General features: G+C 54.4%; 12 protein-coding genes. 9 read left to right on the forward strand and 3 right to left on the reverse strand.

The annotated features are described in order from the left end of the window. On the forward strand, nt 1–460 hold a 460-nt coding region (locus KO508_RS18785), incomplete at its 5' end, for an energy transducer TonB (RefSeq protein ID WP_252737761.1). Between the two features lie 156 nt (nt 461–616). Further along, nucleotides 617–1273, forward strand: coding sequence for a hypothetical protein (locus KO508_RS01875; RefSeq protein WP_252737763.1), 657 nt, complete (start codon nt 617–619; stop codon nt 1271–1273). Nucleotides 1274–1297: 24 nt separating this feature from the next. Here the strand turns inward: KO508_RS01875 and KO508_RS01880 are convergent, their stop codons facing one another. Further along, on the reverse strand, nt 1298–3979 hold the full coding sequence (locus tag KO508_RS01880) for a nitrate reductase (RefSeq protein ID WP_354667992.1): 2682 nt from the start codon (nt 3977–3979) through the stop codon (nt 1298–1300). A 498-nt stretch (nt 3980–4477) separates the two neighbouring features. Here KO508_RS01880 and KO508_RS01885 point away from each other — a divergent pair, with 498 nt between their 5' ends. From KO508_RS01885 to KO508_RS01895, 3 genes are read left to right on the forward strand one after another with little or no spacing between them, the layout of a single operon-like run. Further along, nucleotides 4478–5794, forward strand: a complete 1317-nt coding sequence (locus KO508_RS01885) for a CmpA/NrtA family ABC transporter substrate-binding protein (RefSeq protein WP_252737880.1) — start codon at nt 4478–4480, stop codon at nt 5792–5794. Nucleotides 5795–5817: 23 nt separating this feature from the next. Beyond that, complete coding sequence (locus KO508_RS01890; protein ID WP_216006643.1) at nt 5818–6813, forward strand: ABC transporter permease; 996 nt, start codon at nt 5818–5820, stop codon at nt 6811–6813. Between the two features lie 11 nt (nt 6814–6824). After that, entirely contained in the window at nt 6825–7688 is an 864-nt protein-coding gene (locus KO508_RS01895; protein WP_216006644.1) for an ABC transporter ATP-binding protein, read from the forward strand. Nucleotides 7689–7697: 9 nt separating this feature from the next. Here the strand turns inward: KO508_RS01895 and KO508_RS01900 are convergent, their stop codons facing one another. Beyond that, nucleotides 7698–9002 (reverse strand): nitrate regulatory protein, encoded by a 1305-nt coding sequence (locus KO508_RS01900; RefSeq protein WP_216006645.1) that lies wholly within the window; start codon nt 9000–9002, stop codon nt 7698–7700. Nucleotides 9003–9342: 340 nt separating this feature from the next. Here KO508_RS01900 and KO508_RS01905 point away from each other — a divergent pair, with 340 nt between their 5' ends. From KO508_RS01905 to KO508_RS01920, 4 genes are all read left to right on the forward strand, one after another. After that, entirely contained in the window at nt 9343–10575 is a 1233-nt protein-coding gene (locus tag KO508_RS01905; protein WP_216006646.1) for an NAD(P)/FAD-dependent oxidoreductase, read from the forward strand. A gap of 28 nt (nt 10576–10603) precedes the next feature. Then, entirely contained in the window at nt 10604–13111 is a 2508-nt protein-coding gene (gene nirB / locus KO508_RS01910; protein ID WP_216006647.1) for a nitrite reductase large subunit NirB, read from the forward strand. Between the two features lie 53 nt (nt 13112–13164). Continuing rightward, complete coding sequence (gene nirD, locus KO508_RS01915) at nt 13165–13533, forward strand: nitrite reductase small subunit NirD (protein ID WP_216006648.1); 369 nt, start codon at nt 13165–13167, stop codon at nt 13531–13533. 114 nt (nt 13534–13647) lie between these two features. After that, on the forward strand, nt 13648–15045 hold the full coding sequence (locus KO508_RS01920; RefSeq protein ID WP_216006649.1) for a WS/DGAT/MGAT family O-acyltransferase: 1398 nt from the start codon (nt 13648–13650) through the stop codon (nt 15043–15045). Here the strand turns inward: KO508_RS01920 and KO508_RS01925 are convergent. Further along, the gene (locus KO508_RS01925; RefSeq protein WP_216006650.1) at nt 15038–15445 is read right to left on the reverse strand and encodes an NINE protein; all 408 of its coding nucleotides are present in this window, start codon (nt 15443–15445) and stop codon (nt 15038–15040) included. The genes KO508_RS01920 and KO508_RS01925 overlap by 8 nt on opposite strands. Nucleotides 15446–15551 lie beyond the last annotated feature (106 nt).

Here is a 15551-nt window from a genome sequence, read left to right on the forward strand (position 1 = left end):
AGAGCCAGAGCCAGAGCCAGAAATAGTCGAAAAAATGGATGAGCCAGTTGCAACTCAGGCAGAGCAGTCCTCGCCAGAGAACACAGCCAGCGATACCGCAGAGCCAGCGCCCGAAAACGGGGACTCTCAATCGCAGTCATCTGTGCCGCTACAGAATGCGGGCAATCCGTCTGCCGTTGATGATTACCTTACAAAGCTCAGCAGGCACCTTTCACGATTTTACGAATACCCCCGCCGCGCCCGCAGATTGGGGCAGGAAGGTGCGCCGGTAATAACCTTCGAGTTCCGCAGAGACGGAACCCTCATGGGCCACAGCTTACGCACAGGATCTGGCCACTCCCTGCTGGACGAAGCAGCCCTTGCCATGCTTGAGCAAGCAGCACCACTGCCGCCAGTGCCAGAGGAAATGGCGGGTAGAACCTTCAGCTACGCACTGCCGGTTCGATTTAGTTTGCGCTGATTTCATCGAACTTAAATGGTGTTTTTTGTTCGATCATGGCATCGTTAAAGAGTAGGTAAGTTTCTACCTACCACCTATATTATTTACGCTCTATTACGCCTCTTACTAGCCAACATGACCATACCCAAAACACAGGCTCAGAATTTAGGCCGATTGATGTGCAAGGTCACGCAAACCATTCTCTGGCAGCCCGCCGCCAGCTCGGTTCAGCAACGGGCATCTGGCAGCACTCTGGTCTGCCGGGTAGGTTCGGGCCAAGCCACCTACCACCGTTTTGATCCACAGCGCAAACAGCACCAAATCACCTACGGCCTCAGAATGATTCAGGCCAAGCAACAACCTGATACGGCCAGTGGCTGGCTCTCGGCCCGGGAAATTCACAAACGAGGTTATTTTGAGGGTGAGCTGAGCACGCTTAACTTACTCGCACACACCTGTTGTCACGAGTTCGCACACTTGCTGCAACACAGTGCTGGCCATAGATATCGTGGTTCGGTGCACAACCGGTACTTCTACAATATCCTTGATGATCTGCATGAGAGTGGCCGTTCTGAAGCGGCGCGCGAGGCACTGGCGAAGCATGCCAGTGCGCATGAGATTCCCTTATCAAGTGAGCCCTTCCAACTTGCTGAGCCCGCACTTCAACCATCGCTCTGGAAAATTGAAGATGCCGTCGCCTTTAGCTCAGGCACTCGGGAGTTCCGTGGAGAAATTATCCGAGTTAACCGGAAAACCTGCACAGTAAACGGAACTGGCAAGTGCAGGGGCCAGCGTTACAGAGTCCCCATGTCAATGCTGCGCAAGGCATATTGAAACACTTTTAATAGGCCTTCATTGCTAGGTTTCTAAGAGCTCACCCTGCAATAGTTCCCGAATTTCGGGAATACAAGAGCCACAGTTGGTGCCACACTTCAAGGTCTGCCCCAACGCTTCTAGTGTCGTCTGCCCACGTGAGATTGCCTTGGCTATCTGGCGGTCACCCACTTGAAAACAGCTACACACCAGCGCACCCATCTCTTCCGTTTCCACAGACCGGCCAGCAAGCAAGCACTGTCGCTGCTCTGAGCTTAACTGCTCCGACGCAAAGCATTGATCCAACCAGACCAAATCGGGCAAGAGCTCAACGTTATTTTCCACCAAAAGAACAGCCTCAAGCTGGTCATCAACCACCCGAGCTGCTCGGAAACGGCCTTGCGCCGAATCAACCAAAATTAGCTGTGGCTCCCCCCCTAACCAAATTGTAGCGTCCTTACTCCAGTCCACTGTTTTGCTTCCAGCCAGCCACCAACTGTCGCTGTGGGCTAGTGGCTGTCGGCACCAATAATCACACACTTCTGCTAGGTCACTGAGGTCATTGCTGGATTTTCGACGCATCAGCCGCGCTTGCCATTGGTTGGCGAGGCTGTGAAGGCTTGCAATACCATGCTTGCTCTCTGGCTGCCCAGAAAGCGGATCGGTTACAGCAGCTATTAGATTCGTTGCCACACTTTGTGAGGCGAAACGTCCGCTCCAGTGAATCGGTATAAACACCTCTCCGAGTCGCTGATCTAGTGTCAGTCGAGCTCGGCCCAAAAATGGCTTGGGCCCCGGACCGGTGAGCTGGCACAAGGTTCCATCACTGACGTTAAGACGAAACGCATCGTCTGGATGAATCTCAATAGAAGGTTCCTGTCGATGCGTTAAAAGCCGCGAAACCAATGCAGTGCGTGTCATAGTGTGCCATTGATCGCGAATCCGGCCAGTATTGACCACGAATGGGTAGCGAGGGGTCACGCTCTGGCGCGGTCGCCCAGCGGGAATGGGCACCAATCGAGCCCGACCATCATCCGTGGCAAAACACCCATCACTGAACAACCGCGACGCCCCCTCTAGCACACCAACATCGTCAAGGGTGACAGGCCATTGAGTCGGCTCTAGCTGGTTGTATTGAGTTTCTGTCAACTGCGCTAGAGCTCCAATATCAAATATCTGGCGGCCTTCGCTGACTCTGCATGCGAGGGCGGAAAGCGCTGCATGCTCACGAAAAATATCCGCAGGACACTCATACTGAAAGGCGCGAGCGTACCCAAGTTCGCATGCCACCGAGGCTAGTATCTGCCAGTCAGGTCGAGCGGCCGAAGATAAAGGTAGGAAGGATCGCTGCCGCGAAATACAGCGTTCCGAGTTGGTAACGGTGCCGTCTTTCTCACCCCAGCCAGCCGCTGGTAACAGAATATTAGCCAAAGCCGTAGTGTCCGTATTCGCCATGCAGTCCGATACGATCACTGTCGGGCAACTGGCCAGTGCCTCACGAACCCGCGCAGAATCCGGCAGGCTAACGGCAGGGTTGGTACCCATAATCCACAGCACCTTGATATCGCCCCGGTGCACAGCTTCAAAAAGCTCTACGGCTTTATACCCGGGTGCCTCCGGAAGCTGATCTGTGCCCCAGAACTCGGCCAATTGCTCGCGGGCTCCGGGAGTATCGTATTCCATGTGAGCAGCCAGAGTATTCGCCAAACCACCAACCTCTCGGCCACCCATAGCGTTGGGCTGGCCGGTCAAAGAGAAGGGGCTGGCACCAGGCTGACCAATTCGTCCCGTAGCCAGATGGCAGTTGATAATGGCGTTGCAGTTGTCGGTGCCAGCTACCGCCTGATTAATCCCTTGGGAGAAAGCTGTCACAGTCCTAGGAGTGTCGGCATACCAGCAATAGAACCGCTCGACGTCAGCTTCAGCAAGATCACATTGGGCAGCAACCGACACAACCGAAGGTGCCACATCTTGTGCACACGCAAGCGTTTCTTCGAAACCGCTGCAGTGCTGCGCAATGTAGCTAGGACTTATCGCATTGTGCTGCACCAGCCACGCCAGCAACCCGTTAAACAGAACCGTGTCCGTGCCAGGTTTCAATTTGAGATGGAGATCTGCAAGATCTGCTGTGGCGGTTCGGCGGGGATCAATCACCACCACCCGGCGGCCAGCTCGTCGTGCAGCGTGCATACGCTGGTATAGAATAGGGTGAGCCCAGGCAGCATTGCTACCCGTCAGCACCAGAAGGTCAGCAAGCTCCAAATCCTCGTAACAACCGGGAACACAATCTTCGCCAAACGTACGTTTGTGAGCAGCCACAGCGGCGGACATACACAAGCGAGAATTCGTATCTACATGGGGTGTGCCAATAAAGCCCTTGGCGAGTTTATTGGCTACATAATAGTCCTCTGTCAGCAGTTGGCCCGATAGGTAAAGAGCCACAGACCCCGGACCATGCTGAGCAACCGAATCACGAATGGCGCCGGAGACTGCAGCAAGTGCCTCTGGCCAACTCTTGTCCTCACCGGCAACCCGCGGCCTCAAGAGCCTACCGTTGGGCACCAGAGTTTCATGCAAGGCAGAGCCCTTCACACACAACCGGCCCTGATTGGCGGGATGGCTCTCGTCGCCGGTCACGTTAGAAGGTGTCGCCGCCACACCACAACCAACACCGCAATAGGGGCACGTGGTTAGAGTGCTGGTAGCCAGTTTGGTATTGGAATCCACGCTTGCTCCTCTTCGCCTGTTATTAGTAACTGTTCTCTCGACACCCTGATGCGAACTGCAATAAAAAGGCCAGCGCGGCACCAAAGCCGTGGACTTCGCCCAAGACCGCGGCGTACAGCGCCTGTTATCCAATAAGTCACCAACAGCAGACAATCACTAGGCAGGAACCCAAGGTTTCACAATGGTGCAAAGCCGCTCAAACCTGCACTAAAGCAAGCCAACAAAAACTGCACGAAATACCCCTTAACCGTTAAGCGAAACCATTAACCCTTGTTTTTAATAATTTTTCTATCTCTGGCACAAGCTATGCAACCTCAAACCTGAACATTCGAGACCACTCAGATCAAACGGGCATAGGTGCCTGCCTTCCGGCAACGGAGGGCGGGCTTTTTTTTGTCTGCAAGAATGTCACGAGGTAAAAAAATGTTGAAGACACCGCTGAATATCGTCACCGGACCCATCCATCAACTGGCCAGTCTGGCCGCTGCAATCTCTCTTATGGCTAGCGTAGGCACCGCCCGAGCAGAGATTGGCCCGCCCGAAAAGCCGGACCTGAAACTCGGCTTTATCAAACTGACGGATATGGCACCTTTGGCCATAGCTTGGGAGCAGGGCTTCTTTATGGATGAAGGCCTGTTTGTTGAACTGGAGGCACAGGCCAACTGGAAAGTTCTATTAAACCGAGTGATTACCGGTGAATTGGACGGTGCGCACATGCTGGCGGGCCAAACGCTGGGGGCATCGATTGGCTATGGCACGCAGGCCGACATCATTACCGCGTTTAGCATGGATTTAAACGGCAACGGCATCACCGTCTCCAACGAGGTTTGGGAGACCATGAGGCAACACATCCCAGAGCATAACGGCAAACCCGTGCACCCGATCAGCGCCAGCACTCTGAAACCAGCGGTTGAGCAGTCCCGAGCAAAAGGCGAGCGCTTTCGCATGGGTATGGTGTTTCCGGTATCCACCCACAACTATGAACTACGCTACTGGTTGGCGGCAGGTGGCTTGAATCCCGGCTACTACGCCCCTCAAAATGGCGATACCAGCGGCACACTGAGTGCAGACGTTCACCTCTCTGTCACTCCCCCCCCACAAATGCCCGCTACTCTAGAAGCAGGTACCATTCAAGGCTACTGCGTCGGCGAGCCTTGGAACCAACAAGCGGTGTTCAAGGGCATAGGCGTTCCGGTCATCACCGACTACGAGATTTGGCCCAACAATCCCGAGAAGGTATTCGGTGTCAGTCAGGTCTGGGCCGAAGAAAACCCTAATACCCACTTGCACCTGCTGCGCGCCCTAATTCGTGCTGCCTACTGGCTGGATGAAAACAACAACGCCAACCGGGAAAGCGCTGTCGAAATCCTCGCTCGTCCGAGCTATGTGGGCGCCGATGCCGAAGTAATTGCCAACTCCATGACAGGCACTTTCGAGTACGAAAAAGGCGACGTTCGGAACGTGCCGGATTTCAACGTTTTCTTCCGCCATCACGCCACCTACCCATACCCATCCGACGCCATCTGGTATCTCTCGCAGATGCGTCGCTGGGGCCAAATACCCGAAGCAAAATCCGACGATTGGTATATGAAAACGGCCGCACAGGTATACCGCGGCGACATCTATGCCAAAGCGGCCAAATCGTTAATAGATGATGGGCTGATGAAGGCGGAAGATTTTCCCGACTTCAGTCAGGACAACTTTTCTCGTCCATATCAGGGAGAGCTAATTGATGGCGTCGCCTTTACCCCACGTCAGCCCAACGCCTACATAGACAGTTTTGACATTGGGCTGAAAGGCACTGACACACCGTAACCCGCAGCACACAGGAGAACCACATGAGCACGCTATTGAACCCTAGCTCTGAAACCCGACTCCGCGGTGGGCTGAAAGTACTGACAGATCGGTTCAGTGTCGCGGAACTAGCTCAGGCCAGCAAGCAGCTCTTACTGCCGATGGTCGGCATTCTAATCTTCCTCGGCGTCTGGCATTTGGCCGCACCTCAGGTGAACACCTCGCTTGGCACATTTCCGGGGCCGGTGCAGGTCTGGGAGCAAAGCGGTCAGCTCTGGCAGGAGCACCTCAATCAACGGGAGCGTGCGGATAAATTCGTGACCATGCAGGAGGAACGAAACGCTCGTATTTTAGCTGAAGATCCAAACGCCAAAGTTAGGATCCGGGGCTACCCCGGCGCTCCGACGTTTCTGGATCAAGTTGTCACCAGCTTGGTTACCGTCATGGCTGGCTTTCTACTTGCGACGGCAATTGCGGTCCCACTTGGCATAGTGCTGGGTCTCAACCGACATCTTCAGGCAGCGATCAATCCACTGATCCAAATCTTCAAACCCGTTTCGCCTCTGGCTTGGCTGCCGCTGGTTACCATGGTGGTCTCCGCTACTTACGTCAGTGACGATCCGATGTTTGAGAAGTCGTTCCTCACCTCAATGATCACCGTCACCCTTTGCAGCCTTTGGCCCACCCTGATCAACACCGGTGTCGGGGTGGCTGCGGTGAACCCCGACTTGCTGAATGTCTCCCGGGTTCTGCAACTGTCATTCTGGACCCATGTGAGAAAAGTCGTTCTGCCGTCGTCCATCCCCATAATCTTCACCGGGCTTCGGGTTTCGCTGGGTATCGCCTGGATGGTGCTGATCGCAGCCGAAATGCTGGCTCAGAGCCCAGGGCTCGGCAAGTTTGTCTGGGATGAATTCCAGAACGGCAGCAGCCAGTCGCTGAGCCGGATCATGGCGGCCGTGTTGGCTATCGGCTTTATCGGTTTTGTGCTGGATCGAATCATGTTGGTGATCCAGAAGAAAATTGCCTGGAATGAATAACGGAGACAACCATGACTAAACCTCATTTGGAGCTGACCGGCGTGGAAATGGCCTTTGATACACCTAAGGGCTCCTTCGTCGCGCTGGATAACATCAACCTGAAAATCAAAAAGGGCGAGTTTGTCTCTCTGATTGGTCATTCTGGCTGTGGCAAGTCCACTGTCCTGAACATCGTCGCGGGTCTACTTCAGGCCAGCAAAGGTGGATGTATTCTGGATGGCCACGAGATCAACGCACCGGGACCGGAACGGGCGGTCGTATTCCAAAACCATGCCTTAATGCCTTGGTTAACGGTTTACGAGAATGTTGATTTGGCAGTGCAACAGGTGTTTCGCAAAGCCATGACGAAACAGGAGCGTCGAAGCTGGATTCATCACAACCTGGAACTGGTGAATATGGCCCATGCCGCCAACAAACGACCGGGAGAAATCTCAGGAGGCATGGCACAACGGGTAGGGATTGCCCGGGCGCTGGCAATGAAGCCAAGCGTCTTGCTGATGGACGAGCCTTTCGGCGCTTTGGATGCCCTTACCCGAGCTCATCTACAAGATTCTCTGATGAGTATTCAACAAGACCTAAACAACACAGTGATCATGATTACCCACGATGTAGACGAGGCCGTGCTCCTGTCTGATCGCATTATCATGATGACCAACGGACCGGCCGCTGCCGTAGGCGAGGATCTTGCCATCAACCTAGAACGGCCTCGAAACCGAGTCACTCTCGCGGATGATCCCACTTACGTGCATTACCGGCAGGAGGTTCTGAAATTTCTTTATGAGAAACAGCGTAAACTGGAAAACATAGCGCCACACCGTAATAAAAAGGCCACGGGTACAACCAGCAAACACTCTGCCCTGACCGCGAAAACCTGAGAACGGGAACTACGCTAATATATCCGCCATAGACACCAGCGCCCGGGCAACCTCGGGCAGCTTTTTACCCTGATCCATGGCCAGCTTTCGCAGAACCCGGTGGGCTTCGTCGTTATCAATTTTTCGGTGACGCATCAGCAACAAGACCGCTTTTTCCTGAGTTCTCCGATCCTCCAGCGCATCCTTAGCACTCCTTAGATCTTCACTCATTTGTTGCAACCGACGCGACTGCTCCTGCACCAAATCAAAAATTGATCGCCCAGAGTGCTGGCCAATACCTTCACTGCTCCAGACATCACCGGCTTGAACCTCCCCACTATCATCAGACTCACACAGAACCAAAAGAGGCTGCGCGGGAAATTCCAACTGGCCGAGCGAAGCCATCAGTGTTTCACGGTGTGCTAATGCTCGCCGCGCCTCGGCAAACCGCTCCACGCAGCGTCCATGAAAGCTACTCTCCACTGACTCCTCGACCTCTTTGAGCTCATCCATACGTTCGCTCATCAGTGCAAACCAGTCATCGGCAACGTCCGGGCCCATCGATTTGTACCGACCCACGGAACAACCCAACTGCCGCAAACGCTTAATCTCATGTTCCCGCCCATGTGACCGTAGATTCAGCAATAGCTGACAGCTTTGCTCATCAGCGAAGCTGAGAAACACCTCAAAACACTGCTCCTGCGTTTCAATAAGGTGCGTCATGCGCTGGGTCAGTGCATGATCAAAGCGCCCTTTTGAAAACCCCGCCGAGCCTACTGCCCGCTCCTGACCACAAAGTTCCTTGCCATTCATCAGATGCACCATGGCCACCAACAACCGCACAAGTGACGGATCTACAGCTGTATCCGCCGCCCCAAGCACCACGACAATCAGGCTTTGAATAAGGGCGCTGTAGGATTCTGTTGCCTCTGACACCGGCAACGACTGGGCTTTCACCCGCGCACGCAGCGCCGTTAAACCATCCAATCCGTGAAGGGCGCTGGCAATATGAGCCAGCAAATGACTACTAACCAAATGCGTTGTCAGTTCTTCATGAATCTCAGCCAGAGCCTGCTCGAACACAAGATATAAGCGCGTCGATTCCGCCACCGTCAGTCTTCGCTCCGAACCGAACTTCTCGCCCTCCGACCCAAGAAATACATTGCTCGCCCCACGCTCCCTCTGCAGACCATGCACAAGATTCCCGATACTCTGCACCAGTTTCCCCATCTGCAAGAAGTACTGAAGGTTTCTCAGTTCACAGCGTCTGGATGCGATCAAATACTCCTCAGCCGAGGGGTGGGCGGAATTACCTTGATGTTCACTGTGGTCCATTTCAAAGCTCCGGATGTTGCCTCGCTCTTGTGTTACAGGTGAACCCAGCAATTACCGCGCCAGCAAAAAAGCATCAAAGTCGTGCAACCTGCCCCGACAGAGTGCAAAAAAAGCCGTACACCTAAGCAGCACGCGCACCCTTAAAAAAACAACTCTATGATTTTAAACAGTTTTTATAACTGGCACGAACATAGCTTTATACAATCTAAGATAACCTTCCCAACCACGAACTCGGCTGGGTACCAGATCACTGATATTGGCATTGGCGCCGGACCATCAACTCCTTTAACGGACGAGATGCTCCGGCTTTTTTCGTTTCAAAAGGGGTGGAGGTGCAAAGATGATCCAAAGAACGAACGACACATTGATCGTCTGTGGCCACGGAATGGTAGCGCAGCGATTCCTTGAAGAGTTGGTGAGTAAAGCATCAATACCCTACAGGAATATCATTGTGTTCAACGGTGAAACAGCTGCTGCATACAACCGGGTTCAGCTTTCAGCTCTGCTCAGCGGAGAAACCGATGAGGAAAGCCTGCCCCTGAAGCCGGAAGCTTGGTTTGCCCGCCACGGTATTCAAGTTCATCACAACGAAGCGGTGCACGCCATAGCTCCCCACAACCGCACGGTGACAACAAGCACTGGCAAAGTGTACAGCTATAGCACGCTGGTTATCGCAACCGGTGCTAGCCCAGCCCGCTTAGGGATCCCCGGGGAGCAACTAAACGGCGTTATGAACTTTCGGGACCTCAACGACACTCGCGCCCTAATTGAGTTGAGCCAACGTCAGCAGCGGGCTGTTGTAGTCGGCGGCGGCTTTCTGGGGCTTGAAGCGGCGGAAGGGCTTCTGCGCCGTGGTATGGATGTCACCATTCTGCATCGAAGCGGCCACCTCTTGAATCGGCAGCTAGACCCAGAAAGTGGCAAGCTCCTATCTGACGCCCTGACCGCTCGCGGCCTCAAAATTCAGACATCAACGTCACCAACCCAAGTTCTGGGGCAAGAGAGCGTTCGTGCCATCCAGCTGAATGACCAGACGCTAATCACTACGGATCTAGTTGTCATCGCCACCGGCATCACACCCAATCGTGACCTGGCCCAAAACGCCGGACTGGCTTGTGGGCGGGGCATTCAAGTCAACACGCAACTGCAAACCAGCCACCCAAACATATTCGCCCTTGGCGAGTGCTGTGAGTTCAATGGCGAAACCTTTGGGCTTGTGGAGCCGGGTTATCAGCAGGCGAAAACTCTGGCGTGCGTGCTTGCAGGAACAACCAAGGGCGCAGCCTACCAGCCATCCGAAACCGCCACCCGGCTCAAGATCGGTGGCATACCTGTTTTTTCCTGTGGGCTTCAAGCACCGGATGAACATACCGAATCCCTTATCTCGCAAGACATTACAACCGGCGGCTACAACCACCTGCTGGTTCGCGACAACCGGTTGGTCGGCGCCATTCTAATGGGGAATACCAGCCAGGGTCCTTGGTATCAGGCGTTGATTAACGACAACGTCGACATTCAATCGTTCCGAGCCCAACTGCCCTTTGGCAAACCGTATTGCGAAGCAGCAGCTTGAACCGCTGCCCATGAAAGAGGACATCACCATGAGCAAGAAAACCCTAATCGTGATTGGCAACGGCATGGTAGGCCATCACTTTCTAGAGCAGTTCGTTGCCAGCCCAGCTGCGTCGGGCTATGACATTCTGGTCTTCGGCGAAGAAAAACAACGGGCCTACGATCGCGTTCATTTGTCGGAATACTTCATCGGCTCAACGCACTCAGATCTCGCAATAGGCACCGCAGACTGGTACTCAGAACACAGTATTCAGCTAAGGCTGCATGAGCAGGTAACTGCCGTGAACCCTGATCAGCGAAGTGTCACTACGCCGAAGGGCGACTATGGCTATGACGAGCTGGTACTGGCAACCGGCTCCTTCCCTTTCGTGCCGCCGATTGAGGGCCGGGAACACCCCCACTGTTTTGTATACCGGACGCTGGAAGACCTTGACGCCATTCGCCACAGCGCCCAGAAGGGCAAGTCTGGGGTAGTCGTGGGTGGCGGTCTACTTGGTTTGGAAGCCGCCAATGCCCTTAAGAGTCTTGGCCTGCAGGCCCACGTAGTAGAGTTCGCACCTCGTCTAATGCCGGTGCAATTGGATACCGATGGCGGAGCGCTGTTGCGTCATAAGATCGAAGAACTGGGCGTTCAAGTGCACACCGAAAAAGCCACCACTTCTATCGTGGAAGGCGAAAATGCTCGCATCCGCATGAACTTCAGCGATGACAGTCATCTGGAAACCGACTTGATCGTATTTTCTGCCGGTATTCGTCCGCAGGATACACTCGCGCGAGCAAGTGGGCTGAGTGTCGGTGAACGTGGCGGCATCGTCGTCAATGATCAGTGCACCACTTCGGACCCACACATTCATGCCATTGGCGAGTGTGCACTCTGGAACCAGAAGATCTTCGGCTTGGTCGCCCCCGGCTATACCATGGCCCGCACCTTGGCGGCGGTTCTGAACGGCGATCGTGATGCCGGCTTTACCGGCGCCGACATGAGCACCAAGCTAAAGCTTCTGGGAGTGGATGTGGGCTCCATTGGCGACGCCCATGGCCAGACACCGGGTACTCGCAACATACGCTTTAACGATGAGCAGGCCGGCCACTATCGCCGCATAGTGATCAGCGAAGACGGTAAAACGCTGCTGGGTGCCATTCTTGTGGGCGATAACAGCCATTACGACACTCTCCTGCAGTACGCCCTGAACGGCATAACCCTGCCAGACAACCCCGAGACCCTCATACTGCCGGAGAATCAAGGCGGTGCTCCGGTATTGGGCCCCGATGCGCTCCCCGAAACCGCATCCATATGTTCCTGCCACAATGTCACTAAAGGCGATATTTGCTGTGCGATTGATGCTGGCTGCGGTGACCTCCCCAGCGTAAAAGCTGAAACCAAAGCCAGTACCGGTTGCGGCGGCTGTACTGCACTACTCAAAAACGTGGTTGATAACGAGCTGGAAAAGCGCGGTGTGGCGGTCAACAAAGACTTGTGCGAGCACTTCCCGTACAGCCGTCAGGAATTGTTTCACTTGGTCAAAATCAACGGCATCCGCACCTTCCGCACCCTGATTAGCCAGCACGGCAAGGGGCAGGGCTGTGATATATGCAAGCCGGTCGTCGGCTCAATTCTGGCAACCTGTTGGAACGAACACATTCTGGCAACCGATCATGTGCCACTGCAGGACACCAACGACACCTTCATGGCCAATATGCAGAAAAACGGCACCTATTCCATCGTGCCGCGCATTCCCGGCGGTGAGATTACGCCCGACAAACTGATTGTGCTGGGCGAAGTGGCCAAAGAGTACGACCTTTACACCAAGATCACGGGCGGTCAAAGGGTTGATCTGTTTGGCGCGACGCTGAGCGAATTGCCAGAGATCTGGGAGAAGCTCATTGCAGCCGGTTTCGAAACGGGGCACGCCTATGGCAAGTCCCTGCGCACAGTTAAGTCCTGCGTTGGCAATACCTGGTGCCGTTATGGCGTGCAGGACAGTGTGGGCATGGCGATCGTTCTGGAGAATCGCTACAAGGGCCTGCGGGCGCCGCATAAGGTAAAGATGGCTGTGTCTGGTTGCACGCGGGAATGCGCCGAAGCTCAGAGTAAGGATTTTGGCGTGATCGCTACTGAGAATGGGTGGAACCTGTATGTCTGCGGTAATGGCGGCATGCGCCCGCGGCACGCCGATCTGTTTGCAACCGATCTATCTGATGAGGAGCTGATCCGCACCATTGATAGGGTGGTGATGTTCTATGTGCGCACGGCCGACCGGCTGCAGCGAACGAGTGTCTGGATGGAGAATCTGGAGGGCGGCCTGGATTATCTGAAACAGGTGGTGCTTGAAGACAGCCTGCGTATTTGTGCCGAGCTTGAGGAGCACATGAACAGTATTGCAGATACCTACCAGTGTGAGTGGCAAACGGCTGTAAAAGATCCTGAGAAGCGCAAGCGGTTCCGTGAGTTTGTGAACCTACCGGAGCAAAAAGATCCTGTGCAGCAGTGGACGACTGAGCGGGGACAGAGGCGGCCCGCCCCAGTGCCCGCTTAACCTGTTTGTTTGGATGCGAGAACACAACTATCGAAAAGCTGAGGAGAATACAGATGAAAACTCGTACTTGTTGGAACACCATTTGTACCGTTGATGACCTGGTGCCGGAGTCGGGTATTGCTGTCTGGACGGAAGAGGGTCCGGTGGCGGTGTTTTATCTGCCGCACCGGTTGCCAGCGCTCGTTGCGATCAGCCATAAAGATCCGTTCAGCGGCGCGAATGTTCTGGCTCGCGGCATCACTGGGGATTTAGGGGGAGAACCGATCGTCGCCTCTCCGTTATACAAACAACACTTCAACCTAAAAACCGGTGTCTGTTTAGAAGATGAATCGGTTAGGGTCAAAACCTACTCCGTGCTTCTCGATGGAAACCGGATCCTTTTGGAAACAAGAGAAACACAGCAAGAGGCTGTCGCAGCCTAACCCTGAGGAAGGTTCAAACACACGATATTGACGGGACGGCAGCTACCAAAGGCCAATCACTCGCGGGCAACCTGATGTAAGATCAGCTAAACAATCATAAAAAGGAGCCCGCCCGTGAAGCCTCTGAGCCCTACCGACCAGCTTTTTCTCTGGCTTGAAAAGCGCCAGCAACCCATGCACGTGGGCGGGCTGCAGATTTTTTCATTTCCAGAAGATGCGCCCGACGATTATGTGTCCAAGCTTGCGGAGCAGCTTCGAAACGATACGGACGTAACCGCGCCGTTCAATCAGCGGTTGGACAGCCGTTTGGCGCAACCTGTGTGGGTTCATGATGTTCATCTCGATCTGGAGCACCACTTCCGGTTTGAAGCGCTACCTACCCCGGGCCGTATCCGTGAGCTGCTTGCGTTTGTTTCTGCCGAGCATTCTCACTTAATGGATCGGGAACGGCCGTTGTGGGAGTTTCATTTGATCGAGGGGTTGAGCGAGAGACAGTTTGCGGTTTACATCAAGGTGCACCATTCCTTGGTGGATGGCGTTTCCGCCATGCGAATGACTCAAAGAATGCTGTCGACAGACCCTTCTAAACGCAACATGCCGCCAGTGTGGGACCTATCCGTGAGGGCGGGGCAAAAAGTGGATAGAAGCGAACCGTCTCTCTGGCACAGTATTGGCCACTTGTTGGGCGCATCAGGAAAACAGTTAGGCACGGTGCCGACCGTAGCACGGGAACTACTGCGCACTGTGACGGCGGCGCGCAAAGATCCTGCCTACAACTCCATTTTCCACGCACCACGCAGCATTCTGAACCGAAAAATCACCGGTTCCCGCCGGTTTGCGGCTCAATCCTACTGTTTGAAACGCATCAAAGCAGTGTGCCATGCCTATCACACCACCGTGAACGATGTGGTCACGGCGATGTGCGCTAGTGCGTTACGCACCTATCTTATGAATTTGGACGCTCTGCCCGACAAACCCTTGATCGCGATGGTTCCGGTTTCCTTGCGCAAGTACCAAAAGCCTGACGGCAGCAAGTCAGAGGGTCAGCAAGCCGAAGGCAATCAGGTGGGGGTTATTCTGGCCAATTTGCATACGGACGAGAGCGACGCTGGCACGCGCTTACGGAAAATCCACCAAAGTATGCAAGAGGGGAAAGATCGCTACGCCCATATGTCGCCCGAGGAGATCCTTAACTACACCGCACTAACTTTAGCGCCAGCGGCCTTTAACCTGCTAACTGGCATGGCGCCGAAATGGCAGACGTTCAATGTGGTGATTTCCAACGTGCCGGGGCCAAAAGAGGCCTGTTACTGGAACGGCGCCAAGCTTGAGGGTATGTATCCCGTCTCCATCGCCATGGACCGTTTGGCCCTGAATATGACTCTGACCAGCTATAACGATCAGGTGGAGTTTGGCTTGATCGGCTGCCGCCGCACGCTACCGAGCCTCCAGCGGATGTTGGACTATCTGGAGGACGGTCTGGTGGAGCTTGAACAGGCACTTGTCAGTTAAATGTCACTTCCCCGTTTCGCTCTGAAATCTGGTCGTTCAATGTCCAGAAGTCGTATAGCAGCCCAATCAGGAAGAGGCCGCCGGTCAGCAGGTAGATAATCCCTGTGATCCATTTACCCATGTACATGCGGTGTAAGCCAAACACGCCGGTGAAGGTGAGTAGAAGCCAGCCGACGCTGTAATTTATCTCGCCCTCGCGGAAGCGGTGGTCGGCTTGTTCGTCCATGGAGGGAATGAGGAAAAAGTCGATTATCCAGCCGATTAGGAAGAATCCGAACGTGAAGAACCAGATGGTTCCGGTAATTGGTTTGCCGTAGTAGAAACGGTGGGAACCTAGAAAGCCGAAGATCCAGAGAAGGTATCCTAGCAGTTTGCTGTGGGTGTCTGGTCGGGTGATCATGGTTGCTCCGGTGATAAGGGTTGGCTATAGCCGTATATGGGGTTATTTATGTCATTCCACAAGGTCTGAAACCTTAGTGCCGGGCCGGAGGGTGGCGTATATTCTC

This window comes from Marinobacter salexigens, from assembly GCF_018860765.1.
Taxonomy (GTDB): Bacteria; Pseudomonadota; Gammaproteobacteria; order Pseudomonadales; family Oleiphilaceae; genus Marinobacter; species Marinobacter salexigens_A.